Origin of the sequence: Paenibacillus provencensis, from assembly GCF_042678545.1 — a bacterium.
In the GTDB taxonomy this organism is placed as follows: Bacteria; Bacillota; Bacilli; order Paenibacillales; family Paenibacillaceae; genus Paenibacillus; species Paenibacillus provencensis.
In genome coordinates, this window is the sequence record NZ_JBHTKX010000001.1 from 2,930,750 (window position 1) to 2,955,281 (window position 24,532).

The 24,532-nt window shown below is 46.8% G+C and carries 27 protein-coding genes; 9 read left to right on the top strand and 18 right to left on the bottom strand.

From position 1 onward, the window contains the following. Positions 1-115: 115 nt before the first annotated feature. Positions 116-793, bottom strand: coding sequence for a nitroreductase (locus ACFQ3J_RS14180; protein ID WP_251582257.1), 678 nt, complete (start codon positions 791-793; stop codon positions 116-118). A gap of 221 nt (positions 794-1,014) precedes the next feature. Here ACFQ3J_RS14180 and ACFQ3J_RS14185 point away from each other — a divergent pair, with 221 nt between their 5' ends. Beyond that, positions 1,015-2,214 (top strand): acyltransferase, encoded by a 1,200-nt coding sequence (locus ACFQ3J_RS14185; protein ID WP_091153598.1) that lies wholly within the window; start codon positions 1,015-1,017, stop codon positions 2,212-2,214. Between the two features lie 139 nt (positions 2,215-2,353). On the opposite strand, the gene ACFQ3J_RS14190 is transcribed toward ACFQ3J_RS14185, so the two are convergent. The 3 genes from ACFQ3J_RS14190 to ACFQ3J_RS14200 form a co-directional block, all read right to left on the bottom strand. After that, on the bottom strand, positions 2,354-3,049 hold the full coding sequence (locus tag ACFQ3J_RS14190) for a hypothetical protein (protein ID WP_251582259.1): 696 nt from the start codon (positions 3,047-3,049) through the stop codon (positions 2,354-2,356). Positions 3,050-3,144: 95 nt separating this feature from the next. Next, entirely contained in the window at positions 3,145-5,034 is a 1,890-nt protein-coding gene (locus ACFQ3J_RS14195; RefSeq protein ID WP_251582261.1) for a sensor histidine kinase, read from the bottom strand. 30 nt (positions 5,035-5,064) lie between these two features. After that, positions 5,065-5,415, bottom strand: a complete 351-nt coding sequence (locus ACFQ3J_RS14200) for a hypothetical protein (RefSeq protein ID WP_379293046.1) — start codon at positions 5,413-5,415, stop codon at positions 5,065-5,067. A 163-nt stretch (positions 5,416-5,578) separates the two neighbouring features. Between ACFQ3J_RS14200 and ACFQ3J_RS14205 the strand changes: the two genes are divergently transcribed. The 5 genes from ACFQ3J_RS14205 to ACFQ3J_RS14225 all read left to right on the top strand — a co-directional run bounded on the left by ACFQ3J_RS14205 (position 5,579) and on the right by ACFQ3J_RS14225 (position 8,709). Continuing rightward, positions 5,579-5,740, top strand: coding sequence for a hypothetical protein (locus ACFQ3J_RS14205; protein WP_170862326.1), 162 nt, complete (start codon positions 5,579-5,581; stop codon positions 5,738-5,740). An 86-nt stretch (positions 5,741-5,826) separates the two neighbouring features. Then, on the top strand, positions 5,827-6,237 hold the full coding sequence (locus ACFQ3J_RS14210) for a hypothetical protein (protein ID WP_091153591.1): 411 nt from the start codon (positions 5,827-5,829) through the stop codon (positions 6,235-6,237). A gap of 187 nt (positions 6,238-6,424) precedes the next feature. Further along, positions 6,425-7,081, top strand: a complete 657-nt coding sequence (locus tag ACFQ3J_RS14215) for a peptidylprolyl isomerase (RefSeq protein ID WP_251582266.1) — start codon at positions 6,425-6,427, stop codon at positions 7,079-7,081. Positions 7,082-7,473: 392 nt separating this feature from the next. Further along, positions 7,474-7,749 (top strand): YqkE family protein, encoded by a 276-nt coding sequence (locus ACFQ3J_RS14220; RefSeq protein WP_251582268.1) that lies wholly within the window; start codon positions 7,474-7,476, stop codon positions 7,747-7,749. A gap of 168 nt (positions 7,750-7,917) precedes the next feature. After that, positions 7,918-8,709, top strand: a complete 792-nt coding sequence (locus tag ACFQ3J_RS14225) for an SDR family oxidoreductase (RefSeq protein WP_251582270.1) — start codon at positions 7,918-7,920, stop codon at positions 8,707-8,709. Positions 8,710-8,809: 100 nt separating this feature from the next. Here ACFQ3J_RS14225 and ACFQ3J_RS14230 read toward each other — a convergent pair whose 3' ends face one another. From ACFQ3J_RS14230 to ACFQ3J_RS14295, 14 genes are all read right to left on the bottom strand, one after another. After that, positions 8,810-9,664 carry a PhnE/PtxC family ABC transporter permease gene (locus ACFQ3J_RS14230; RefSeq protein ID WP_251582272.1) on the bottom strand — a complete coding sequence of 285 codons (855 nt, stop codon included), beginning with the start codon at positions 9,662-9,664 and terminating at the stop codon, positions 8,810-8,812. A gap of 2 nt (positions 9,665-9,666) precedes the next feature. Then, positions 9,667-10,452 (bottom strand): PhnE/PtxC family ABC transporter permease, encoded by a 786-nt coding sequence (locus ACFQ3J_RS14235; protein WP_091153578.1) that lies wholly within the window; start codon positions 10,450-10,452, stop codon positions 9,667-9,669. Continuing rightward, positions 10,442-11,233: a phosphonate ABC transporter ATP-binding protein gene (gene phnC, locus ACFQ3J_RS14240; protein ID WP_091153576.1), complete on the bottom strand. Its 792-nt coding sequence runs from the start codon at positions 11,231-11,233 to the stop codon at positions 10,442-10,444. The genes ACFQ3J_RS14235 and phnC overlap by 11 nt, the downstream gene beginning before the upstream one ends. 46 nt (positions 11,234-11,279) lie before the next feature. Then, a complete protein-coding gene (locus ACFQ3J_RS14245) occupies positions 11,280-12,326 on the bottom strand; it encodes a phosphate/phosphite/phosphonate ABC transporter substrate-binding protein (protein ID WP_251582274.1) in 1,047 nt (348 codons plus the stop codon). 167 nt (positions 12,327-12,493) lie between these two features. After that, positions 12,494-13,204 carry a phosphonate C-P lyase system protein PhnL gene (locus ACFQ3J_RS14250; RefSeq protein ID WP_091153572.1) on the bottom strand — a complete coding sequence of 237 codons (711 nt, stop codon included), beginning with the start codon at positions 13,202-13,204 and terminating at the stop codon, positions 12,494-12,496. A gap of 80 nt (positions 13,205-13,284) precedes the next feature. Continuing rightward, complete coding sequence (gene phnM / locus ACFQ3J_RS14255) at positions 13,285-14,466, bottom strand: phosphonate metabolism protein PhnM (protein WP_091153570.1); 1,182 nt, start codon at positions 14,464-14,466, stop codon at positions 13,285-13,287. A gap of 54 nt (positions 14,467-14,520) precedes the next feature. Beyond that, entirely contained in the window at positions 14,521-15,366 is an 846-nt protein-coding gene (locus ACFQ3J_RS14260; protein ID WP_091153568.1) for an ATP-binding cassette domain-containing protein, read from the bottom strand. Between the two features lie 18 nt (positions 15,367-15,384). Next, complete coding sequence (locus ACFQ3J_RS14265) at positions 15,385-16,245, bottom strand: alpha-D-ribose 1-methylphosphonate 5-phosphate C-P-lyase PhnJ (RefSeq protein WP_091153566.1); 861 nt, start codon at positions 16,243-16,245, stop codon at positions 15,385-15,387. Then, positions 16,238-17,389 carry a carbon-phosphorus lyase complex subunit PhnI gene (locus ACFQ3J_RS14270; RefSeq protein WP_091153564.1) on the bottom strand — a complete coding sequence of 384 codons (1,152 nt, stop codon included), beginning with the start codon at positions 17,387-17,389 and terminating at the stop codon, positions 16,238-16,240. The genes ACFQ3J_RS14265 and ACFQ3J_RS14270 overlap by 8 nt, the downstream gene beginning before the upstream one ends. Then, positions 17,390-17,986, bottom strand: coding sequence for a phosphonate C-P lyase system protein PhnH (phnH, locus tag ACFQ3J_RS14275; protein WP_091153561.1), 597 nt, complete (start codon positions 17,984-17,986; stop codon positions 17,390-17,392). Positions 17,987-17,998: 12 nt separating this feature from the next. Continuing rightward, positions 17,999-18,424: a phosphonate C-P lyase system protein PhnG gene (gene phnG, locus ACFQ3J_RS14280; RefSeq protein ID WP_091153560.1), complete on the bottom strand. Its 426-nt coding sequence runs from the start codon at positions 18,422-18,424 to the stop codon at positions 17,999-18,001. Between the two features lie 39 nt (positions 18,425-18,463). After that, positions 18,464-19,165: a GntR family transcriptional regulator gene (locus ACFQ3J_RS14285; protein ID WP_091153557.1), complete on the bottom strand. Its 702-nt coding sequence runs from the start codon at positions 19,163-19,165 to the stop codon at positions 18,464-18,466. 29 nt (positions 19,166-19,194) lie between these two features. Beyond that, positions 19,195-20,064, bottom strand: a complete 870-nt coding sequence (locus ACFQ3J_RS14290; RefSeq protein WP_091153555.1) for a PHP domain-containing protein — start codon at positions 20,062-20,064, stop codon at positions 19,195-19,197. Between the two features lie 199 nt (positions 20,065-20,263). Next, entirely contained in the window at positions 20,264-21,034 is a 771-nt protein-coding gene (locus tag ACFQ3J_RS14295) for a YwaF family protein (protein WP_251582276.1), read from the bottom strand. Between the two features lie 219 nt (positions 21,035-21,253). On the opposite strand from ACFQ3J_RS14295, the gene ACFQ3J_RS14300 reads away from it, so the two are divergent. From ACFQ3J_RS14300 to ACFQ3J_RS14310, 3 genes are all read left to right on the top strand, one after another. Then, positions 21,254-21,700, top strand: a complete 447-nt coding sequence (locus tag ACFQ3J_RS14300; RefSeq protein WP_251582278.1) for a MarR family winged helix-turn-helix transcriptional regulator — start codon at positions 21,254-21,256, stop codon at positions 21,698-21,700. 61 nt (positions 21,701-21,761) lie between these two features. Beyond that, on the top strand, positions 21,762-22,748 hold the full coding sequence (locus tag ACFQ3J_RS14305; RefSeq protein WP_091153551.1) for a ring-cleaving dioxygenase: 987 nt from the start codon (positions 21,762-21,764) through the stop codon (positions 22,746-22,748). 320 nt (positions 22,749-23,068) lie between these two features. Continuing rightward, the gene (locus ACFQ3J_RS14310; protein ID WP_379293333.1) at positions 23,069-24,496 is read left to right on the top strand and encodes an aspartate ammonia-lyase; all 1,428 of its coding nucleotides are present in this window, start codon (positions 23,069-23,071) and stop codon (positions 24,494-24,496) included. Positions 24,497-24,532 lie beyond the last annotated feature (36 nt).

The following is a 24,532-nucleotide window of genomic DNA, read 5'->3' on the forward strand; positions in this document are numbered from 1 at the left end:
CCAGCATATAAACCGCTTTCAATAATCATTATAAAACGAAGTGTCACTACTGTGAACTTCTTGACAAAAGACCCCCATCGCTGAGGGTCTTTTACTACGAAACATACTCACGAACCTAGTTCAAGAAATGAACCATTTGGTGAAGCGCTTCTCTCTCTGATGAATGCTCATTATAGGGACTGTCCTCGACAGCATAGCCAAGAACGACACCAGAGCGCAGAATCAGATGATCCGGAATCGATAGCTTCTCTCTAAGAATTTGTGGATAAGCAATCGAGTTGAAGGCTGGAACGCTTTGAACCTCATGATGCTCAGCGGCGAGTACAAGATATCCGGCAAAGGTGCCCAGATCCATGGTGGACCAATCCGTAAGCGATCGTTCCTGGCAGATGATGACAAGGGCTGTTCCATCAAAAAACGAAATGTTATTGCGCCGATTCAATTCTCTTGCCTTCTCATCCTCACGATCGATCCCCATGCACTCAAACATATGTATGCTGTTACGGATACTGCGTTCCTGCATATATTCAGGCCATTCCTTCGGTACAGGAACATCTGTATTATATGGCTCAGAACGATCAAATGCAGCTAAATATGCTTCCCTGATCTCTTCCAATGTGCTGCCTGCAGCAACAAATACTTCCCAAGGCTGGGTATTCGACCAGGATGGAGCACGCAGTGCATCCGTTAATATATTCTCAAGCGTCGTTTGCGGAATAGGCTGATTCTTGTCAAATTTGCGGTGAGACTTCCGTCTCTGGAACAGGTTCTTACTCTCTACAGGGTGATTCACTATTGATTCTCCTCCATTCCTATTCTATATATCTGGAATTACGATTCTTCATGAACGATAATATATAGAGACAATAATTACAAGCACACGCAGGCACGAGTTGTAGTATACTTGCTCATGTTGTTCGTCATTTCATCAATTCTTAATGTTGATTTGTTACAATATGACATTATCGCTTGCCCTCTTATCATCGTAAAACAACTATAGGAGGTTATCTACCTTTGAAAAAAACTAGAATCGAGGAGCTGACACCCCTACGGGGACTGGCCTTCCTGGCAATTGTCATGCAGCACAGCCTCGCGGAATATATATACCGGGCAGATATATTGGCACCTGATTCCACCATGCTGATGTTTGTGTATCATTTGACAAGGTTCGGAACGCCGACGTTTGTGTTCCTGTCCGCTGTATTGCTGTTCTATAATTATGAGAAGAAGCTGCAATATCCGAGCTTTATCCGCAAAAGATTCGGAGATATTTATGTGCCGTTCCTGTTATGGACGGTTCTATACTGGCTGAGTGTTAGACTGACGGCTGGTACAAACTGGCTGAGTGCAGACACATGGACAAGCCTTGTAAGTGAATGGTTTGTTCCTCAAGCCGGTTATCAGCTGTGGTTCGTTATCATGGTGTTCCAGTTCTACCTGCTGTTTCCACTATTCCGGAAAGCCGCTCTGTTTCTACAGAGCAAACTGGCGCCTCTTGATCCGAAGAGGCAGAAACGTACGGTTATCACCATTATCGTACTCACTGGCGTCGCCTACGCTTATCTGTTATACCTGTCATATTACGAGATGGGAACCTGGGCGTCAGAAGCAGGCGGACTAACACAAACACTGCTTGGGTACAGATCCTATTCATTTATTATGTATTTCTTTTATTTTATACTGGGTGCTTTGGTTGCCTTCATGCTTGAATCGTTTCGAAGATGGATACTCAAAATCATGCCCTGGACGGCTCTCTTGTCCATCGCATTATTCACCTTGCTGGCATACGATGTGCTTCGAGGTTCATCCGATGTTATGAACTTGAACATATCAACTTATCTGAAGCCCCAGACCTTTGCTCTGATTCTGACGCAGATGTTTCTGCTGTATGGATTCATGCTCGTGATCTCGCCGCAGAGCCGTTTCCGCAAGCTGTTTACGTGGATCGGAAGATATTCATACGGCGGTTATCTCGTCCATGCCATGGTCATCTACGGCATCGCATACTTCACTAGACCGATGGAGCTGTCCGGTTATCATTTGCCGGTAACGATGATTACTTTCCTGCTTACCGTCATCGTCTCGCTGCTCATCAGCTTCGGTTTATCCAAGCTGCCTGGATCAAGATATCTGGTAGGTCTTGCGCGCAGACCAAAGAACAAGACCGCTAAGGACAAGAACAATACGGTCCCGGCAGAAGGTGCTGTACTCTGACGTAAAGATCTTTCATATATAAAAACCCCTTCAAGCTGCAGCTTGTCATAATGGACAAGCTGCTCGAAGGGGATTTTTTAGTATGCACAACGATTGAATTCTCTAAATTCGCAGCTATAGCGGCGACATCGGTCCGCTTCTAGCTCTGATCATGCTTGAGGGCTTCTTTTCCCGGCGCCCCATCGATCTTGATCTTCTGATGGATAAACTTCTCCAAATCAGGTGTTAATTCTTCCTTCAATTTATCCACCAGCTGCTTCTCCGATACGCCTTTTGATTTGGCGATTTCAGCGAGCGACTTACCTTTCCGAAGCTCTTGATTGAGCTGATCCGGCGTCAGTCCGAGGAATTTAGCAATTTCCTCGCGATTTAAGCGGGAATGTCCTTTACCATGATGTGCATGCCGTTTACGAAGCTCACTGAGCGGTGTATTGATGACTTTGGTGAGCCGTGCATGAATATTCGATTTCATAGACGCGCCTTGTTCTTTCGTCAGGCAGCCTTCTTTTACCGCGGCATCCACCCGCTTATCAATTGCAGGAATAAGCTTCTTCTCGAGCTGCTTGTCTGTCATTCCCTTCGACCGGGCAATGCTTGCAATGGTCTTGCCTTGTTCCATTTGGGATGCCAGTTCCTTGAGATCCATATTCAGAATCTTGGCTGTCTCATCCATGAAATAGAGGCGATGACCTTGCCCGCAATTGGCATCTACCTCAAACTCGGTAAATACCGGATCCGGCGTCTTCGTTTCCTGTGCCCCAGCCTGTTCTCCATAGCCCATCATGATCGAAATCAGGAGTGCGGCAGAAGCGATGCGCGAAATATATTTGTTCATGTGTTTGTCCACCTTTCTAGCTGCAATGAATTGTATGCACTTCGTTAGTGTGGACGAACACACCCTTTTTTATCCATTACACTTGAACTTCAAGCTCAAGTACCCGAAGGAAAACGAATAACGGCCTCTGTTCCAATCCCCTTCTCGCTGCTATATTCTATATTTCCATCCATTGCCTCAATAATCCGGAACGTCACCATCATGCCAAGCCCTGTGCCCTTCGTTTTATTGGAGAAATAAGGTTCACCAAGTCTCATCAGCTCCTGCTCATCCATGCCTATTCCGGTATCCTGTACATGAATAAAAATTTCCTTGCCTCTGGAATAAGCCTTGACTCTAACCTCGCCATTGCCTTGAATGGCCTCTATGCTGTTCTTGAGAATATTAATAAACGCTTGCTTAAACTTGGAGGTGTTCCCCCGAACCCATAGGTTCTCAGGAACATCCATCGTAATGACACAGCCCTCTAGATTCGCCATCGGGATCAGCACACCTTCAATGTGATTAAATTCTTCCGCGAGATTAATAAGCCTGATCTGATCAAATTCCGGTTTCGCGAAGGTTAGAAAATCATTGATAATCTCGGATGCCCGATCAAGCTCCTCAATAGCGATACTGACATATCTTCGATTCCTCAAATTCTCCTGCTTGCTCATCAGCTGCAGAAATCCGCGGGTTACCTGAAGGGGATTTCGCACCTCATGTGCGACAGAAGCGGCTAATTCGCTTATTATCTTGATCTTTTCCGAGCGCTGCAGCTCGTTATTGAATACTTCAAGCTCTTTCGTATACAGCTCCACTTGCTCATGCTTGTCCCATAAGGGATTCGTCTTGATGATCACAAGAGAGACCGTGAATGCCAGCATTCCCCACTTGATCATCCAGAAGTCATACCAATTCAAGGTATAATATAGAATCCATTCGACAACGGCAGTGACTGTAAGTATTCCAGACCCGTATGATAGCAAATGGGCTTTACGATTCCCCTTAAGCGCCTCCTGAATTGTAAAATAGGTCAGCAAAATAAGCTCAACAATAAACGCAACGCCAAACACAGGCCGGGTCAGAAATTCATAAAACGGATATATGACATCTCCCGTTAACGCATTGACGACATTAACAAGCATACAAAATACTATGTATATCAGCATGGATTTCCACAGTTTGTTAATTAATCCGCCTGGTCCAGGGCCGATCATCTGTTCAAAACAATAGGCTAGCAGCGGCAGCAGCAGAATTAAGCTGGCTTCGAAGCTAGTGACCAGAATACCGCTATAGTCAGGATACAGCGTGTATAAAGCCGGTGAATACAACAAGATAACCAGCCCGAAGCATATGATGACTCCCGTCATTGAGGACCACTGTCTGGTGTTGACCCGGGTCATAAAGATGCAGGTTACCACAATAATGATCGCAAGCAGGAGCAAGATACTTCCAATTAGGGCAGACGATATACCATCCCTCAGATACATGCCGATTAAATCCTTATAATATCCTGCCCATGCGTCCTCGCTTAATCCTACAGATCGATCGCTGCTGTGTGTCCAGATGTACACGGTCTTGCCTGAATCCTCTTGATCCAGAGGCAGCAGAAGATGATTTCGATCAAACGGATAATGATTGGTTTGTCTTAATACAAGCTCTTCATCGATATAAATATCAATCTGCTGTCCATAAATATATTCAAACAGAATTCCCGAACTCTCATCCAGATCGGCTGGCAGCTTGATTCGGGTCCATGCCGCGTGAGCTATAGATGGATCCTTATCATCGGGTAAATAGCCGTCGTCAATCGCTGTCCACTTATAATCTCCCCCCATCAGCTCCTCATAGCTGACGTTCACACTGTCATTAAACCAGAGCATGTCCCGCGACAATTTCTGTATATCCTTCTCCTCTGCGTGCAAGACTGCTTGCGGCAGGATGAAGAGTACCCCTAGTAAACACAAGATGATAGCAGCCGATACTCTGGGCCCGATCCTCATTAGAACACCTCAAGACTCGATAAAATAAAATTAATACACATCCTTATTTTTCCACACTTTATTGTTATCTACAATACTATTCTCGCGCTCATCCCGAAGTCGCTCCCGCTCTGCTTCATACTGATTCTTGATCATTTCTTGTTCTTTCTGTTCTACTTCCTCCCGATATTCAAGCCAGATCAGACTCTCCTCATCCTCGTAAATGGTCCATATATCTGAGAATAGGTAGTCCTTGATCTCCACAACCCTGCCCTTCCATAAGCCTGAAGACCAATATAGCCCATCAGGTTTACGAATGACTGTCCGTGAGTAACCAGGTGTAGATGCTTTTTGACCGACCTTAATAGATGCGATCATATTCGAGAATGTAAACCATTCCATCACCTGTCTTCCTCCATTCCTACTGACTCTCTATATTTTATAGCGAAAAAGCAGTTTTCGAAACCATATTCCTCTACCCAATTGATTCGAGATCGAAAGCCGGGTTTAAGAAATAGGCAAGTACGATTGACTCCCATCACATTTATGAAGGAGGATATAAAAAATGAATAACTCGCAACGAAATGTGGAAGTCGAGCACAAGGATGTCCAGAAAAAATCCGATTCCAGCTTAGTCGCATCTACATTTATAAAATATGCAGCCTACATCATTCTATTTTTTGGATTCCTATACTTTCTCGTTAAATTTGTATTCCCCATGTTCTAATTGGACACTCTATCTGTAATTATGATCTGCTACGAACTGCTATGAATTACTATAAAGTTATATAAGACTTAAAGGAGAGATAAGGAATGGATAATAAGCCTCATACTAGTGAAGCGGATTTTGCCTATGACCGTTACAGATCCCTGCAGGAGCCGGACCCGCTGAATACCGTACCTGAAGATGATTTAGATTATGTAAACACGTATACAGAACAAACCATAAGCCTTGATGAAGATACGACACCGCTTGATGCCGAAACCGTTCAAAAGGAAACGATGCAGGATGTGCGCAGCTCCTCCTCCATTGAGTTTGCAGCCGATGAGGATTTCATGGACAGGCAGGATGTGATTGTCCGTTCCAGCGAGCCCGACCTCACGTCCGTACCTGATGCAGATGATATCGAAGCAAACAGCCCGGTTGATCCCGCTGCTCCAGACCCTGATGCCATGCATGGCACTGATCTCATTAATGGAGCCGGCGGCGATTCGGAGAAATGAATGTTAAACCAATAGATTAGACTAACAAGTTGTTGCCTTGTCTTATTGCAGCAGCTTGTTTTTTTGTGTACACATTTGAGCCACGTTGAGCTATGACATTTTCGTGTCATTTCGTCTGAATATTTCTAAACGGATAAAAAAAAGGTATGATGAGAGCATATTCAAACTATATCAAGGAGGAAACAGCATGTTGTTCAGATCCAAAGGCTTCAAATTCCTCTTTCTTCTGACTGCGCTTGTCGTAATTCTGACAGGATGTGGAAAGGATACTGCAGAGAATGACGAGCTTGAGTTTGGAGGGATTGGTGTTCCTGACCCTGAGAAGTCTCATCCGGTTGCTACCCTTGAGCTGTCAAATGGCAAGCAGATCGTAATGGAACTCTACCCGGAAATTGCTCCGAATACGGTGAACAATTTCATTTCCCTTGCAAACAGCGGCTTTTACGATGGAACGATCTTTCATCGGGTTATCCCGAACTTTATGATACAGGGCGGCGATCCTGAAGGAACAGGGACCGGTGGTCCGGGTTACAGCATCAAAGGCGAGTTTACAAGCAACGGGGTGAAGAACCATCTGCTGCATGTCCGCGGTGTCGTATCCATGGCCCGGTCGAATGACCTTGATTCCGCTGGATCCCAATTTTTTATTGTACAAGCTGATTCAGAGCATCTGGATAATCTTTATGCCGCTTTCGGTAAAGTGACCGAAGGGCTGGACGTCGTCGATGAAATTGCCAATCTTGAACGAGACCAGAACGACCGGCCGGTAGATCCGCCCGTGATGACTAAGGTTACTGTAGACACGCTGGGTGTCGATTACCCGGAACCGGAGAAGATTGAATAGAAGCAACAGCAAAAGACCGGACTCCTTCGATTGTCCGGTCTTTATTACGTACGCCATTTATTGTGCAAAACAATTACCATATTAATCTAATCCATCCCATTATCGAAATCCAGAGCGGAACACTGAGCAGGATGCCCCACATTAACCCTTTTAATAGCTGCGTGTTTAGTTCCAATAGCAACGACCCCTTCACTGTTTAATTAGTCGTAGTATCGGTGTTCAAAATGAGCTATATACTCTAGTTCGCTTATTTCTTCCTCTACTTTATATTACACCAATTTTTAGAAAGCGCTATCATTAATTTATTCCTATTCAACATTAATGCGACTTATACTTCCAATGGACCATGTTTACCTGTTATAATTTTGCTACGATGAAACGGAGGGATCATCATGGTCAAAAAAAGAAACACACAGTCCAGGCAGTCGTCTAACCGTACTTCGAGCCGTGAAGAATCCGGAGCAGCAACGCTAAAGGACATACTGAGCGATGAAGTGCTCGGTAAGCTCAAGGCACAGGCCAAGGAGATTAAGGCAGCCGATGCTGAACGCCAGGAAGAAGCTCGCCGTATAGCAGAAGAGAAGAAAAAAGCGGAGCAAAAAAAACTCGATAACAATTTTGAATATCTTCTAGAGAACAGCAAACTCGATTGGCACAAATATAAATAAAATGACAGAATCCCCAAGTACTGACCTGTAAAGACACGTCCTGTACTTGGGGATTTTGCATAAAATTGCACTCCCCCTCTTCCCCATGATTCAACCTACCTCTGGCAGGGGTATTTCTACGTTAGAAAGCTTCACGAATAATAGATTATGGATTAGGGAGGAATCGTTATGCCGAATCTTCGATTTGAGAATAAGATTGCCATTGTGACCGGGGGAGGTTCCGGCATAGGGCAAGCAGCTGCAATTCGCTTAGCAGAGGAAGGCGCTCACGTGTTTATGCTGGATCGTACCGTCGAAAGAGCAGAAGAAACCAAGAGCATGATTGAGCAAAACGGCGGAACTGCTGATGTTATTGAATGCGACATCGCGAAGCCCGAGATGGTGGAGCACGCGATTAACACCGTTGCAGAACGAGCAGGACGAGTTGATGTTGTCTTCGCCAACGCCGGTGTAAACGGAAAAATGGCGCCGATTGAAACGATGGAAATTGAAGATTGGGACCAAACGATGTGCATTAACATGAGAGGTACGTTCGCCACGGTAAAATATGCAATACCTCACATGAAGGAGAATGGCGGAAGCATCATTATTAACAGTTCCATCAATGGTAACCGCGTATTCTCTAATATCGGCTTCTCCGCTTATGCATCAACCAAGGCCGGTCAGACTGCATTTATGAAAATGGCCGCACTAGAGCTGGCTAGATATAAAATTCGGGTCAACTCCGTTCACCCGGGGGCTATTGACACGAATATCGATTCCAAGACGGAGCGCTCTGAGGATCTCGATCAGGTTCAAATTCCGGTCGAATTCCCTGAAGGAGATCAGCCGTTGGCCGGCAAGTCAGGCAAGCCTGACCAAGTCGCTTCCCTGGTCTTGTTCCTTGCTTCAGATGAAGCCTCCCACATTTCCGGTACCGAGGTCTATATCGATGGAGCAGAATCTCTGCTTCGCGGATAACAAGGCAAAGCATATGAAAGAACCTCCATGCTCCTCAAGTAGGAACGAATATGGAGGTTCTTGTTTGATATAAGACTTGCATCTTAAGCTTTTGAGTATCTCAAGTACGAACCTTCAATCTCTTTTTAATCTGTGTTGCAACGAGTTCAAGTATGATCGCGAATGCCAGAATTAGATACGTAATAAATCCGACCTCTCTCACATCATAATAGAAGCTGCTGGCCATAAACATGTCGAAGCCAATACCACCAGCCCCAGCGGCTGCGCCCATTGCGACAGCAACAGCAAAATTAATCTCGAAGCGCATAAAGGTCCAAGAGATCAAGTACGACATGGAGGAAGGAATAACCGCCTGAAATACGATCTTCCACCAGCCGGCCCCACTCGCCTTCAGGGCTTCTATTACCCCTTTATCCAGCTCCTCAAACGACTCTGAGAATGCCTTGACCAAGTAGCTGACGGAGTGGAACGTCATCCCGATTACAGCAGCAACCCCTCCAAGCCCTGCAGCGACAGCAAATATTAATACCCACAACACGGTCGGAACTGCCCGGATAAAAGATACGATGGCCTTTACCACAACAGATGCCGTCTTCGTGCTTAAATTTCTTGCTGCAAGCAGTGCCAGGAACAAGGCGATAACTCCGCCAAAGATCGTCGTCAGGAAGGCGAGTCCGAGCGTGATGCTGACCTGCCTCAGTGCTTCGCCAAATGTAAAATGATTCATCTGCGGTTCCAGGAACATCGTTCTGATCGTCTCCCCTGTCGAGAGAACCGCATCCCAGAACTGAAGATCCTTATAATCAAACGTCAGAAATCCGTAAATGGTAAGAATCAGCAGCATAACAAGTGTTGTTGATATGACAAAGGACGATTTGTTGAAGGGCTTCGCCTTGATTCGCTTCTGAGGTACCGACTCTGTGCCTTTTCCAAGCTCATAAGAAGAATGTTCCATGATTACAGAATAACCCTCCTCACATAATTCGATATCGTCTCAATCAGTAGGATCGTTGCAACGATGACCAGGACGACGAGTGAGGCGGAGCTGTAATTCAGACTCTTGTAATATAGACTGAACAAGAAGCCGATCCCTGTTCCTGTCAGAATACCGATAAGTGTTGCATTTCGAATATTCGTCTCGACGGTAAACAGAATCCAGCTGATCATTTGCGGTATGCTGGAGGGAATCACCGATTTGAAAATGATACATAAAAAACTGGCCCCCGTTGCACGCAGTGCCTCAACAGAGCTGTTGCTGACTTCATCAATGGATTCGATAAAAGCCCTCGTCAAGAACCCGAAGGAACCGAAGAACAAGGCGAAATATCCAGTAAGCACACTCTGACCAAAGGATAGAAGCAGAATCATCGACCAAGCTGCGACATCAATATTCCGAAACAAAGTGGCAACTGAGCGGCCGATGAAGCTGAGTACACCGTCCCCGCCGGTTGTCTGCGACCCCATGATCGCGAAGAACAGAGCAAAGCCTGCAGCAATGGTCGTTGCCGCGATAGACACGAGCAGTGTCTCAAGCAGTGAGGCAATAATGTCGGGCAGCTTGTCCATCGCTTCCGCGTTTGGATAGAAGTTGGATACTGCCCATTCTGCTGCCTTAGGCACCGAGGTGAAGCCTTTGACCACATCATATTCGGTGATGACGATCGCGCAAATGGTAAGGACGAGAATCAAGGCACAGTAGAATAGGGAGTTTCTTCTTTTTCGGGCAAAGAAATTAGCCTGCATGCTGACTTCCTCCGTCAGCCGACATATACTCCGTAAGCCTTGATCCATATATGAGTTGAAGCTCTGCAGTTCCAACTCCAGCAGGTAAGCCATCATATACGATCTCACCCTTGTTGACCCCGATGATTCGGTCCGAATATTTCAGAGCGACATCTACCTGGTGAAGATTGACAAGCACCGTAATCCCCATTGAAGAACAAATACTGCGAAGATGCTCCATAATAGTCTGGGATGCATTCGGATCAAGTGAAGCAATCGGTTCATCACATAACAACAGTTTTGGGTCCTGAATGAGTGCACGTGCGATGCCTACTCTCTGCTTCTGCCCGCCGCTTAGCTGATCGCAGCGCTTGTAGATTTGTTGTTCCAATCCAAGCATCTTCAATATGGCATACGCCTGTCTCTTCTCTTCCTCAGAATAAATTCCTAGAATACCTGCGAAAGTTGACTTATAGCCAAGCCTGCCATGCAGCACATTCTCAATGACGCTTAAACGTTCCACAAGATTATAATGCTGAAAAATCATGCCGATTCGGGTTCTAAGCTGTTTTAATTCACTCTTCTTAAGACGGTTTACATTCTGCCCATCAAACATAATCTCTCCGCTGCTTGAATCGATCATTCGATTAATACATCGAAGAAGAGTCGATTTCCCTGCTCCAGAAGGACCGATAATCGATACGAATTCTCCGGTATTCACGGTGAAATTCACATCGGTCAGTGCTTTGGTATCTTGGCCATATTGCTTGTGCACCTCATTCAGCTGAAGTAACTTCGTCATAGCTGTGCTGCCTCCTAACCCTCAACTTGCATTCCTTGATTATCAATTACAGACCTGACAGCTCCCGAATTGGATTAAACCACTCATCTTCCACTGGCAGGAATTTCTCATCCCCTGACTTCTTCTTGAACAAACCGGAAGCTTCAGATTCCACAGGAAGGAATATCTTCTCATTGCTCGTCACTTTATCTGAAGTAAAGAGCTCCTCAAGCTTGGCAATATCCTCTTCACTAACCGTATCTGTATTCACCACAAAAGGCGAATTAAGGACTGGCGTTACAGAAATTAGTGAAAATTGCTCTCCTGGAAGTGTATTGAACGGCTCAGCTGCATCGTCTTTTACGGTATATACGGCACCTGGCTTATTCGCTTCACCTTCCGTAAGCTCCACGTAGTTGGACACACATGTATCACAGAACGCAGCTACATCTGCTTTTCCTGTAAGCAAGTTCACTGCTGAGCCCTGATGGGAGCCGCCAAACAGAACTTCTTGGAAAAACTGATCATCTCCACCCATCAGCAAATCTTCCTCGGTCAAATCCTTATATTGTTCCTGGCCGCTGAAATACGTAATAATGCCAGAGGATGGAACTTTGAATCCGGAAGTTGAAGAATTGGATACGAAGGAAAACTTCTTGCCGGCAATTCCATCAATAGTGAATTGATCGCCGCTCTTATAAGCTTCTTCTTGTCCTTTTTTGACACTCAGCCAGCTGTAGTACACAGCATCCTCTAGCGTACCCGACTCTCCGCTTGGAACGACTAAAGGCAGTACCTTTTCATTCTTGGTGTGAGCCTCGATATAGCCTTGAGGCCCCATAAAACCAAGATCCGCATTTCCATTCGTGATCGCCTCGATGGCAATGATATAGTCTGTTGTCGTTTGATGCTCTACTTTCTTGCCGGTTGCTTCCTCTATAATTCTTCCGAACTCTTCCCTTGCATCCTTAAGATCAGCGCCGGATTCATTGGGATACCACACAAAAGTCAGCGTGTCCTTGGAATCTGCAGAAGCACCCTCTCCCCCGTTTCCGCATCCTGCCAAGACTACGATCAGTGATAGAATCAATACAATAGCTAACGATTTCTTCATCTTATACCCTCCCGGAATAAATACTATAGCCATACACAATCTAGTATAAAAGTCATATATTTTGAGAATGTTCGGGCAATTTTAAAACAAATCTCGATTTTTTCCATCAGATTAATATGATAGGGATTTAACATAGGATGTTTATCAACCCCGTGTTAAACAATGGGTTAATTCAAGGCGTCTTGGAAGGTGCCATCTGTAATTCTGTACTCCCTGGTGCAAAGACTGTCCATAAATTCCAAGTCATGAAAAATACCCAGCATCGTCGTCCCTTCCTGCATCAGCTGCTCAATCAGCATCTTCACTCTAAGCTTTGAGGCTTCATCGAGACTTGCCGTCGGCTCATCCAAGAGAAGAAGCCGGGGGCGCTTTACCATCGCTCTTGCGATGTTCAGTCTCAGCTTCTCACCTCCGGAGAAGGTTGCCGGATAGCTGTTCCAGAGCCCCTCATCCAGCTCGAAGTGCGTCAGCATCTTCACTGCTTCTGCTTCGGCATACTCCGAATCATGTCCCATCTCAAGCACTGCCTCACGAACTAGCTGCTTCGCAGAGGTTCGGGGCATCACGTTCAGGAACTGGGACACATAGCCGATCTCGGATCGGCGAAGCTGGCTGATCATTCTTTCGGATACGGAAGCCAGGTTGATCCTGCCAAATTGGGCTGAATCATACCAGATTTCTCCTGTCCCAGGCAGATAGGTTCTGTAGATACATCTTAGAATCGTCGATTTCCCGCTTCCGCTTTTTCCGGTAATGCCAACGAATTCCCCTTCCTTCACATGCAGGTTAATGTTATGAAGTGCTGTAATCTGCTGGTTCATATGATGCAGCGTAAAGGATTTTGACATTCCTTCAATAGACAGCAGGTGTTGTGTCATCTCTTCATCCTCCTTGTTCACTTGCAATAGATCCGATGGACCTGAAACCCAGGTCTTTCGTGATACCTTTCGCCGTCTATTTAAATTCTGTAGTTTGTCTGCTGAATCAGCTTGCCATCGACGAAGACTGTCGTAATCACTGGGAACTGATCCGGCTCAAGACGTTCGACGATAAGAAGGTCCGCTTTTTTACCAATCTTGATGGAGCCGACCTCTTCATCAATATGAACCGCCTTGGCGGGATTAAGGGTGACAAGCTTAAACATCTCTGCAAGATCCCGGTCCAGCTCACTCGCTAATTGGAAGACCGCATGCAGCATTGAAGCCGGATAATAGTCGCTGCATAGTACATCAATAACCCCTTCGCTTATTGCCTCCTGTGCTGACAGATTTCCGCTGTGAGATCCGCCCAATATGACATTGGGTGCACCAGCGATAGTGAACATTCCCCTGTTCTTTGCCTCACGTGCAATTTCAAGCGTGATCGGGAATTCACTGATGGTCGTTCCGAAGCTCTGTACCAGCTCCAGCTTGTCCAGCGAGTCGTCGTCATGTGACGCAATAGCAATGCCTCGCGAGGCCGCTAGTTCTGCAATCTCTCTAATACTCTCAACCGTTAATTTCTCCTTCGTCTGATGATTGGCAATCAGCACGCTCAGTCCTTCGTCCGTCACATCATCGTAGCCGCGAATCGTTGTCTTATATACCTCCAGGTCCCTGTATTGTCCTTGACCAGGTGTGTGATCCATAAAGGAGACCAGATGTACTTTATCCTCTTTGATGTAGGTTTTCAGATTATCTACCTGGTTGAGATTATCGATCTCAAAGCGGGCGTGGAACCGATGGCGAATCAAATGCTTCTCATAGTGGGTCTGATTAATCAGCTCGAGCAGCTTGCGCACATTCTCCGGCTCACGGATCGGGCGGTACTTGTAATCCGCCGATTTGAAGATAGAGAGTGAATGATACATCGTCGTGATGCCATGCGAGATAAGCTCCTTCTCTGTTTCCCTCAGGCTCAGGCCAAAATGGATCAGCGACGTTGGGCGCGGTGCTGTCATATGCTCAATGTAATCGGAATGAATGTCAATCATGCCCGGTGTGACATAACCGCCCTTCGCATCAATAATCTCCGCATCGGATCGGTGTGCTTCCTCCCCCGCAGGAACCATTCCTGCAATCCGCCCGTGTTCGATCAGAAGGTCATAGCCCTCCAGAAGAGCCTCCTCTGTCACAATAATTCCACCTGTAATCACATACATAGGAACGACTCCCTTCCCCATTTTTCATCACGATTCTTAATCTCCTTACGATCCTTACAATAACGAGTGAACAAGCTGCTGTGTATAAGCATGCTGAGGATCCTCCAGAATTTGATCCGTTAAGCCCTGTTCAATAATCTGCCCATCCAGCATAACGAGGGTGCGGTCGGCCAGCATGCGAATGACTCCAAGATCATGGGATACCAGCAGGATGCTGATATTCAGCTCTCTCTGCAAATGCTTGATCAGATCAAGCACACTTGCCTGCACGGACAAATCAAGACCGGTAGTCACTTCATCAAGCAGAAGTATCGGTGGATTGTTTGACAATGCCTTCGCAATCTGGACTCTCTGCTGCATTCCACCAGAGAAGTTCTCCGGTGCTTCCTTCATGCGATATACAGGAATATGAACCTTCGTGAGCAGCTCGCTCCCGCGTTCTTCCATCGCCTGCACATGGCGGCTTCCTGCCGCAATCATCTTCTCGGCAATGTTGCCGATTGAAGAGAACCGCAGGCGCAGCCCCAGCACCGGGTTCTGGTACACCTTGCCCATCAGCTGGTTGCGAATGTATCTTTTTTGCTGGGAAGACTCCTCGAACAAATTAATCGAACCGTCCTTGTACACGTTTAGTATGGCTTCCCCGCTGGTGACGTCCTGATCAAAGTACAGACATTTCATCAGCGTCGATTTCCCGCTGCCGCTCTCCCCAACGATCCCCAGCACTTCTCCTGGATACAGATCAAAGCTTACGTCCCGGCAGGAATACACGGTCCCGCAGACGGGGCAATAGTTTCGGTCCAGCTGTCTGTCAGCCGGATTACTGCATCTTGGGCATCCTGTACCAAACTGCTTGTTCAAATCTCGTATTTTCAAAATAGGCTCATCTGAAGCATGCATAACTCTCACCCCTCTTCATTAGCGTTTTTCTTCCATAGATGAGCTCTGCTCATTTACTCTAGCCATGCAGTAACTGGTATCGTTACACTGGTAATAAGTCGTCTCTGCCTCCGCATCGTACAGCTCATCCATAAACACATGCTCAGCTCCGCACTGAGCACATTGGATACCGCTGAAGCTCTCTGGAGCGAACGGCACATCTTCGAAATCCAGAGATTCCACTCTAGTGTAAGGCGGTACGGCGTAAATCTTCTTCTCTCTGCCCGCTCCGAGAAGGATGAGCGCCTCAGAGCTGTTCAGCTTGGGATTATCGAACTTAGGGATCGGGCTTGGTGCCATCACATAGCGATCCTGCACCATAACCGGATGATCGGCACCGGTTGATATACCTCCATACTTCATAATCTGCTCGAACAACATCAGCCAGGCTCCGCTGTACTCCTTCTCTCCGTGAAGCCGTTTCGTTTGCAGCTCACTAGACTCGTATGCACGAAGCGGTTCTGGCATAGGCACCTGCAGTACAAGAATTTGTCCTTCCTGAAGCGGCACCTCTGGTACCCGGTGACGTGATTGTATCAACGTTGCATCTTCCGTATCATCAACAGTCTGGATTCCGGTCGTCTTCTGAATCAGCTTCTTGATACTGACCGCGTTGACCGATTCATCCGAGCCTTGGTCAATGACTTTAAGCTTATCGTCTTGACCGACAAGCGATAGTGTAAGCTGTAATCCGCCGGTTCCCCATCCCCGTCCGATGGGCATCTCTCTTGAAGCAAATGGAACCTGATACCCCGGAATGGCAATCGCCTTCAAGGTTGCCCGGCGAATTTCCCGTTTGGATCCTTCATCTAGGAAGGCGAAATTATAGGCATTATGCATATTGATTCTCCTCTGCGGCGCTAGGTTCAGCTGCCTTTCTGATCTTGCGCACATCATTCAGTTTGGACTGGAATGTGACGTAATGCGGCATTTTCAAATGAGAGATAAATCCGGTTGACTCTACCGAATCGATATGATAGAGCACGAACTCTTCATTCTGTGTTGGAATGGACTTGTCACCCGCCTCCAGACTCTTGTCCAAAATACTCATCGCAATAGCCTTCGTCTCGTTCTGGCCGTAGCATAATCCGTAACCAAAGTCGAACTCCAGCTCCTTCTTCCCGTGCTCCTTATCTACAGTGCTCGGAACGAGCATCTCAACCTCTGTAACTTGGATATCCCCGATGTAATAAGCATCCTCCTCGTCTCCATCACTCTCAAATGGACTATTTACATAAACAGGGAGATACCCTACTCGCAGCTCGCCCACGGTTGGATGTACCATGCCGTAGCCCCGTATAACCGCGTAAGCAAGAGAAGTTACCGCCCCCGTCTGTCCCCGTGATAAGATCTGCAGCTTCTCACTGCGGCTTGCCGGAAAAGCCAGGCTGGTCCGTGTCACATCATCCGGCTCTGTGTGATCCAGCGGGCATTCCGGAATCAGACCTTCCCGGCGAAGGTAATCAAGTACTTTGGGAAGCGCACCGCTCTCCATGTTTTTTGAAGCTCCTACAGCATCTCCATCAGCGTCGTCTTGTTTAGAATAAGCAGCCAGCCATTCGCGAATGTCAGTTTCCGTCTCTTCCCGCAATTCGAAGTCGAGCAGTCGGTGGGAGTAATCCGTCGTCGCTCCAAGAATCTGCCCCCCTGGAATGTCCTTAAATGATGCCGATATTCTCCGCTCTACCCGCATTTGATCTGATGTGACCACCTGGGAGTAGGCTTTGCGAGGCAGTGTCGAGCGGTAAGCTCTGAGCAGAAATACAGCCTCCTCGGGATTGCCCTCCGCCTGCTTAATGGCAAGTGCTGCAAGGGATTCACTGTACATGCTGCTCTCGGACATCACTTGATCTATGAGCCCCCGCATTCCGGCCTCAATATGTGAGGTGGACAGCGTCTGTTCTCGCTTCACTCGTTCGTATTGAAGGCGCCGAAGCGACTCCTCAATTGCCTTCGTGCCCCCCTTGACTGCAACGTAACCCATTTAATGCACCTCCTGCTCCATTTGAGTCGTTCTTGGCAAAGCTAATACGCGATGAGAAGCATCTGCGAATATCATATCGACACCAAGTGGGAACTCTGCATTTCGTTCTGCCCGAACCATCTCCCAGTTCCCCATGGTCAGGGTCTGCATTTCGCACACCGTATATTGATCGATTCCAGGCCCTCGAAGTAAACGCCGCTCGCCGCTGACGACGCTGGGCAGCTCGGCGATGAGTGTTGCCGATAAATGCGGATCATTCATTTCTCCAATTCTCGCGAGCTTCAGTGCCTCAGACACGCTGCCGGGGGCTGCGGTATGTGTAACGAATATATAATCAGCATCGTGTACTTCTGCACGTTTCGCATAGGTTAACCGGCTGATATACTGTGTCAGCTCTTCCTCGTCCTCACCAATGATCTTAAAGGTTACTTCCGTATCCAGAAGCATCCTCGCAAGCACGAGTGTTACAGCATAGCAGTCTGTTCTATGATCCAATTTAAGAGCAGCATCAGATAGATCCTGGACTGTACCTGGTCTCGATAATGCATCTACTACTTTTCGATAAGCTTGTTGTATGTCATGAACTTGATTCAGCATATCTGCTCCCCCTTAATCCTGATCCATTGTGTCAAAATCGACCTTGGTAGTGAGCAGCCTACGGCGCTTCTCGGCCCGCTCTTCGATAAGCATTTCCTGTTCCTTCAGTAGCAGTGCTTCCCAATGCGCCGTTTCATCCAGCCCTGCCGAATATGCGGCATCGATCACTGCTAGATGATATGCCGCCTCGCTCTCCTCGCCTCTGACGAGTCCGATTCCGATGGATTCGCCTACCTTAACCTTACATTCCGTTACCAGTACTTCACCAAGGTAAAAAAGACTTTGCTTCGCTGTCTCCCTCACCTTCACCATCACAAGTCCCGGGTTCGGCTCTTCAATGATGCTTGTCTCATATTTGCCTACAATTTCATCCGCCATTGACTTCATGAGTACAGGCGGTCTGCTAATGAGTATCTCTGTCCTCTGCTTCCGTTTCATATATAAGCCTCCAATCTCTTCAAGCCGGCCATGGCTGAATTAGATGACATAAGTAAATGAATCTCCCCTGTACATAATTTTGCTGTATTCAAGCGTTTGTCCCGATTCCTTGTCTGCGCAAGCAGATTCCAGCACCAGCAAAGGGATCAGACTGGAGCATTCCAAGAGCTCACGCTCCTGCTTGTTCGGATAAGTCAGCCTTAATTGTGTCTGATGGGATTGAAACGCTGTATATCCTTTGCTCTTGTAGTATTGAAAGATGGAGCCGAGCTCTCTGCCGGCATGTCCGATATCAGGAAACCGGGTCTCTGATACGTATGAGCTGTGCAAGGCGAGCGGTTGACCCTCGATCAATCGGAGCCGGTCTATTCTATAGACATTCTCTTGCTCCGAGGCTTGAAGCATTTCATAGATTTTGTGATTGAATACAATTTTTTCGCATCGTATATTTCTTGACTCATAATCGAAGCCCATCTCGATCATCTTCTGACTGAAGCTCTTATCCGAATTCAGTACAAGAGGAATCTGCTGATGCCTGTCCCTGACAAAGCTGCCCTTGCCTTGCATAGAGTAGATATATCCCAGCTCCTGCAGTCTCTGATAAGCTTTGCGAGCCGTGATCCGGGGAACCTTCATCCTGTCTGCGATCTCATTCTCCGACGGGAGCTTATCATGTGGCTCATACCTTCCTGACTGTATGCTTGAAACGAAATAATCCATAATTTCCATCTCATCAGACATCCCGACATTCCCTCCCGTTCATCGTAAAGTCAGGTCAAGCTTGAGTTGTGAAGATGCCTTTGGCTGGCCTTGATTGCCGTTACTGCATTCATCCCTGGACTTTTGCTGCCAAGTCGTACTTCCTTCTCGCCGTAAAATCCATGAAAATCAGATCCGCCTGACATAAATAGTCCATGCTCTTCTGCAAGCATCATGACTCGCTTCTCGTCTTCTGGACCATGCAGCGGATGCAGCCTTTCAATTCCTTGCAGTCCGTAAGATACGAGCTCAGGAACGATATCATAGCTGTCATATTGACCCGGATGAGCTAATACCGGAACTCCCCCTGCCTGCAGAATTGTGCTTACCGCATCCTTCGCGCTGACATATTCCATCGGCATGTAGGCAAGACCGGGAGCTTCCCCGCTGCTTCCACGGGAGAACAACGTTTTGTACAGCCCGCCATATATGGATTCTGTGTAGCCCGCATCGATTAATGCATGCATGATATGCTGCTTATAGACACCGGTTCCACCTGCTGCATACTCCTTCACCTGTTCCCAAGTAATGTGATATCCGTTAGCCGCCAGAAGATTTACTGCCCGCCTGCAGCCTTCATGTCTCCGCTCTATCAGCGGATTGCAGAGCTCGGCGATGCCCCTGTCAGCCGGATCAATCATGTATCCCAAAATGTGAACCCGGCGATTTCTTGTAAAATCGTAGGCCGATATTTCAATGCCAGGTATGATTTCTATTCCTTTTTCTGTGCCTTGAAGGACCATTTCACTGAGGCCTGACGTTGTGTCATGATTCGTTATTGCAAGGCATGTGACATGCTCTTGCTCAGCCAGCTCAAGTACTTCCTCAAAAGTACAGGATCCGTCCGAAATCCGGGTGTGGCAGTGCAGTTCCACCTTCATTAAGCGAACCTCCATTTGTTAATGATCTCTCTGTACCTCTCTACGGACCTAGTCTAACTTGATGCCAAGTGCACATGGTCAAAGCAGTGTAAACTGCAGGTTAAGTTTTGTTAGTTTTGTGGATTTTCAAGCAAAAAACCCTGCTGATTTCATTAAAATCAGCAGGGTTTTCCTTGGATTGAATTGTTTTCCTGTTTTTTTAGAGAGTTACTTGATCCTCGCTTACCGTCTTGCTTGTGGCTCGTGACGGAATATAGAAGAAGAAGGTGTACATCATGGCAAATAACACGAACGCGACCAGCTCTTCGACGAGAATATAGTAGGGATAAGGCCCAAGCATATCTAATATGGAAGGTGACTCCGGCTTGTGCGACAGGAACATATAATTCGCCCCGAACAATTGATTGAAGCACCATACGATACCCGCGATGACGTTAAGCAGCAGCATGGTGAGCGGAACCGAGGTTATTGTCAGTCTAATCTGCTCAATCCAGGTCATGTATAATGCAGCAGCGATAATTGCACCATGGGCGATGAAGAACTGTATGAAACGAAAATGAGGAAACGTGTATATCAAATCAGGTGTCATTAGTGCAGCCAGAGCACCGCAGATTCCGGCATAGAACACAAGGATATACAGCATTCGATTTCGGGTCACCAGCATAACACAAGATAGGAGAAGCGTAATGCTGCATAGCTCCAGTGGCAGTGTATAAACAGGGTCCCACAGATCATAGATCTGATACCATGCTTCAAGCATCAGCTGTGACAGGACCAGCACGGCCAGTAACGTATAGCGCAGCGTTTTTCGAGCCGACTCGGAGTGCTTCAGCTTCTGTCGATACAGAAACATAACAAGCAGCAGAACCATTATGAAAGTCACCGCTCCTATATGAGCAAGGGACAAGAATTCAAACCTCGGTGCATCATAAGGATTGAAGATGGATAAATTGGCAATAACACGATGCAAGGATCTCTCCTCTTTCTTTCGAGAATAGAGTTTATTTGATCATAATGGATCTCTATGGGAATGAAAAGCCATGATATTAGAAGACAATCACTGAAATAGACATTGAAGTCCCAGTTAAAGTTCACAGCAAAATAGCAGTTGACATTCTATCAGTTTAATCATAAACTGATCTTAATAAGTTTAGTTCTAAACTCAAATTTCTTTGAAGGAGGAACTCGGATGAATGAAGCACACTTCACTCCTCCCCACCTGTCCAAACCGGAGGAACGGCTCGGTCTGCTGCTATGGTTCCGGCTATCCCGTATCTATAACTATAACATCAGGGAGAATAACCAGCATCTGAAGGCATGGAATTTATCAGCTGCTCAATTTGACGTCCTAGTTCAGGTGGGCACCGAGGAACGGTTATCACAGCAAGAGCTGGCAAACAAGCTGCTTGTCACCAAGGGCAATATTACTCAGCTGCTGAGTAAAATGGAGGAAATAGGTCTGATTCAGCGGGAAACCGAATGGAAGACAAAATATGTATCGCTTACTGATCAAGGAAGAACACTATATGACGAGGTTGTACCTGCACAAGAGCAATTCCAAGCATCCCAATTCAGCAAACTAAGCAAGGACGAGCGCAAGGAGCTGCTTAAGCTGCTCAAGAAGCTGCAAGACTAACTGATAATTCGCATGTATCCATTAGTATAATTTATATCCATTATGAGGAGGTTATCTTATTATGACTGAACTCGCTGCAATTAAAGGAATCCATCACGTATCTGCACTTACAGCCAAAGCACCAGAGAATTTCGAATTTTACACCAAAACCCTGGGCCTTCGCCTTATCAAAAAAACGGTAAATCAAGACGACAATTCGATGTACCATCTATTTTACGGTGATGAAAAAGGAAATCCGGGCACGGAGCTGACCTTCTTCGAAATGCCAAATGCGGGACAGACCCGCACAGGGACAAACAGTATTTCCGCTACTTCCCTTCGGGTGCCGAGCGATGCCTCCCTTGATTATTGGAAGCAGCGTTTTGAGGAGCTCAACGTCGATCATGATGATATTGTGGAGCGCGCTGGACGCAAGACACTGGCTTTTCGCGATTTTGAACAGCAGCGCCTCATTCTCGTCTCCGATGAGCATAATGAAGGAGTTGCCGGTGGAGTCCCTTGGGAGAAAAGTGTAATTCCTCAGGAGCATGCCATTGTCGGGCTCGGTCCGGTACAGCTGACGGTAGAGCAAGGTGAGCATACAGCAGCGGTGCTGATTGAAGTGCTGGGCTTCCGCCATAAAGGCAGCTATCCTTCCACGACTCCGGGGCAGCCGGATATTGAGGTGTACGAGGTTGGTGAAGGGGGCAGCGGTACTGAGATTCATATTGAAGAAAGAACGGATCTGCCTGTTGAACGTCCAGGACGTGGAAGTGTCCACCATGTGGCTCTGCGCGTAGAGAATGAAGAGCAGCTGAAGGCGTGGATACCGCGGATCAACAGCTATGGCTTTCCGAATTCCGGATTTGTTGATCGTTTCTATTTCAGATCCCTCTATTTCCGTGAAGGCAATCGTATCCTGTTTGAGCTGGCTACGGACGGCCCAGGCTTTGATACGGATGAGGACATTCTTCATCTGGGAGAATCTTTGGCCCTCCCCCCTTTCCTTGAGGACAGACGCAATGTAATTGAGAGTATGCTGAAACCGCTCGATACCAAACAATCGTAATATATTATCCGGTGGAATTAACCATATGTGTTCTATGGTTGATTCTATCTAGGTGGAATTAACCTTATGTGTTCTGTGGTTGATTCCACCTTTTTTCTTAATTTTAACTGTCTCTCCTCTGTAGACAAATTGCATGAATCGGATAAACGCCTCCCCTGTCCATTTCCTCTCTATCTGCATATACTACATAGGGGAAAGATATAACCCTATCAGCTTTTTTGTGAAAATCTTGGATGCTTTGAGGTATACTAGTAGTGCTTGTTTGCAAAACAGCGATGTACACTCGACAAGCACATCATAACCGTTTCCTATTGGAGGGAATAAAAGTGTCAGGATTAATTAGAACTGAAAAAGATTTTATCGGCGAAAAAGCCATCCCCGAAAATGCCTACTATGGCATCCAAACGATGCGCGCCGTCGAGAATTTTCCGATCACAGGAGTTCCTATTGAAAAGGAATTGATCACTGCATTAGCCGCTGTCAAAAAAGCCGCCGCCGCTGCCAACATGGACTTGAAGATGCTTCCTCAGCCGATCGGCAGTGCCATCATTACCGCTGCGGAAGAAGTCATGCAAGGCAAGCATCTTGATCATTTCATCGTTGATTCCATTCAGGGCGGTGCTGGCACCTCGATCAATATGAATATGAATGAAGTTCTCGCAAACCGCGGCCTGGAGCTGCTTAATCAAAACAAAGGCGACTACTTTCATTGCAATCCTAACAATCATGTAAATATGTCCCAGTCGACCAATGATGCCATTCCTACGGCCCTCCGTATCGCAGCATATCGCTTAAGTGAGCATCTGCTGGGTACGATGAAGGAGCTTGCAGAGGGATTCAAACGCAAAGAGAAGGAATTCGATGATGTTGTCAAAGTCGGGCGTACTCATCTGCAGGATGCTGTTCCGATTAAGCTTGGACAAGAATTTGGTGCTTATGCAAGAGTCCTCTCCCGTGATATTGAACGGTTGGATCATGCAACCAAACGCCTCCTCTCCATCAACCTTGGAGCGACCGCTGTCGGTACAGGTCTTAACGCCAAAGTGGAATATATAGAGAAGGTAACCAGCCATCTATCGCAAATCACCGGACTCCCCCTCTATACAGCAGAAGATTTGGTGGATGCAACCCAAAATACGGACAGTTATCTTGAACTCTCGGCAGCACTCAAGGTATGCGCTGTGAACATGTCCAAGATCTGTAATGATATTCGCCTCATGGCTTCAGGACCAAGAGCAGGATTCTCCGAGCTGCTCCTGCCGCCGCGACAACCAGGCTCCTCCATTATGCCTGGCAAGGTGAACCCGGTAATGGCCGAGGTAATGAACCAGATTTCATTCCAAATCATCGGTAACGATCATACCATTGCGCTGGCCTGTGAAGCAGGGCAATTCGAGCTGAATGTAATGGGACCGGTCATCGCCTTTAATCTGCTTCAATCCTTGAAAATAATGAATAACGGGATGAGTGCATTCCATGATTTCCTGGTGAAGGATTTAGAGGCAAACCGCAAACGGATCAAAGAGGTTCTGGATCAAAGCTTCAGCATGATTACTGCACTGAATCCACACCTCGGCTATGATGTTGCTGCCGGTGTTATTAAGGAAGCTCTGCGTACAGGCTCAACCATTACGGCCATTATTCTGGAACGCGGGCTGCTGACGCTAGAGGAACTGGATGAGATTCTACATCCTGAACAAATGACGACACCGGGTATTGCCGGAGAGCGTTTCCTGCATATGAATTAATTCAAGTCTTTGCCTCGTCTCTTCCTACGATCTACG

Excerpts from the sequence above, each read along its gene's own strand:
- ACFQ3J_RS14190 (WP_251582259.1), bottom strand. The coding sequence starts at position 3,049 with ATGAACAAATATATTTCGCGCATCGCTTCTGCCGCACTCCTGATTTCG.
- ACFQ3J_RS14195 (WP_251582261.1), bottom strand. The coding sequence starts at position 5,034 with ATGAGGATCGGGCCCAGAGTATCGGCTGCTATCATCTTGTGTTTACTA.
- ACFQ3J_RS14200 (WP_379293046.1), bottom strand. The coding sequence starts at position 5,415 with ATGGAATGGTTTACATTCTCGAATATGATCGCATCTATTAAGGTCGGT.
- ACFQ3J_RS14205 (WP_170862326.1), top strand. The coding sequence starts at position 5,579 with ATGAATAACTCGCAACGAAATGTGGAAGTCGAGCACAAGGATGTCCAG.
- ACFQ3J_RS14210 (WP_091153591.1), top strand. The coding sequence starts at position 5,827 with ATGGATAATAAGCCTCATACTAGTGAAGCGGATTTTGCCTATGACCGT.
- ACFQ3J_RS14215 (WP_251582266.1), top strand. The coding sequence starts at position 6,425 with ATGTTGTTCAGATCCAAAGGCTTCAAATTCCTCTTTCTTCTGACTGCG.
- ACFQ3J_RS14220 (WP_251582268.1), top strand. The coding sequence starts at position 7,474 with ATGGTCAAAAAAAGAAACACACAGTCCAGGCAGTCGTCTAACCGTACT.
- ACFQ3J_RS14225 (WP_251582270.1), top strand. The coding sequence starts at position 7,918 with ATGCCGAATCTTCGATTTGAGAATAAGATTGCCATTGTGACCGGGGGA.
- ACFQ3J_RS14230 (WP_251582272.1), bottom strand. The coding sequence starts at position 9,664 with ATGGAACATTCTTCTTATGAGCTTGGAAAAGGCACAGAGTCGGTACCT.
- ACFQ3J_RS14235 (WP_091153578.1), bottom strand. The coding sequence starts at position 10,452 with ATGCAGGCTAATTTCTTTGCCCGAAAAAGAAGAAACTCCCTATTCTAC.
- phnC (WP_091153576.1), bottom strand. The coding sequence starts at position 11,233 with ATGACGAAGTTACTTCAGCTGAATGAGGTGCACAAGCAATATGGCCAA.
- ACFQ3J_RS14245 (WP_251582274.1), bottom strand. The coding sequence starts at position 12,326 with ATGAAGAAATCGTTAGCTATTGTATTGATTCTATCACTGATCGTAGTC.
- ACFQ3J_RS14250 (WP_091153572.1), bottom strand. The coding sequence starts at position 13,204 with ATGACACAACACCTGCTGTCTATTGAAGGAATGTCAAAATCCTTTACG.
- phnM (WP_091153570.1), bottom strand. The coding sequence starts at position 14,466 with ATGTATGTGATTACAGGTGGAATTATTGTGACAGAGGAGGCTCTTCTG.
- ACFQ3J_RS14260 (WP_091153568.1), bottom strand. The coding sequence starts at position 15,366 with ATGCATGCTTCAGATGAGCCTATTTTGAAAATACGAGATTTGAACAAG.
- ACFQ3J_RS14265 (WP_091153566.1), bottom strand. The coding sequence starts at position 16,245 with ATGCATAATGCCTATAATTTCGCCTTCCTAGATGAAGGATCCAAACGG.
- ACFQ3J_RS14270 (WP_091153564.1), bottom strand. The coding sequence starts at position 17,389 with ATGGGTTACGTTGCAGTCAAGGGGGGCACGAAGGCAATTGAGGAGTCG.
- phnH (WP_091153561.1), bottom strand. The coding sequence starts at position 17,986 with ATGCTGAATCAAGTTCATGACATACAACAAGCTTATCGAAAAGTAGTA.
- phnG (WP_091153560.1), bottom strand. The coding sequence starts at position 18,424 with ATGAAACGGAAGCAGAGGACAGAGATACTCATTAGCAGACCGCCTGTA.
- ACFQ3J_RS14285 (WP_091153557.1), bottom strand. The coding sequence starts at position 19,165 with ATGTCTGATGAGATGGAAATTATGGATTATTTCGTTTCAAGCATACAG.
- ACFQ3J_RS14290 (WP_091153555.1), bottom strand. The coding sequence starts at position 20,064 with ATGAAGGTGGAACTGCACTGCCACACCCGGATTTCGGACGGATCCTGT.
- ACFQ3J_RS14300 (WP_251582278.1), top strand. The coding sequence starts at position 21,254 with ATGAATGAAGCACACTTCACTCCTCCCCACCTGTCCAAACCGGAGGAA.
- ACFQ3J_RS14305 (WP_091153551.1), top strand. The coding sequence starts at position 21,762 with ATGACTGAACTCGCTGCAATTAAAGGAATCCATCACGTATCTGCACTT.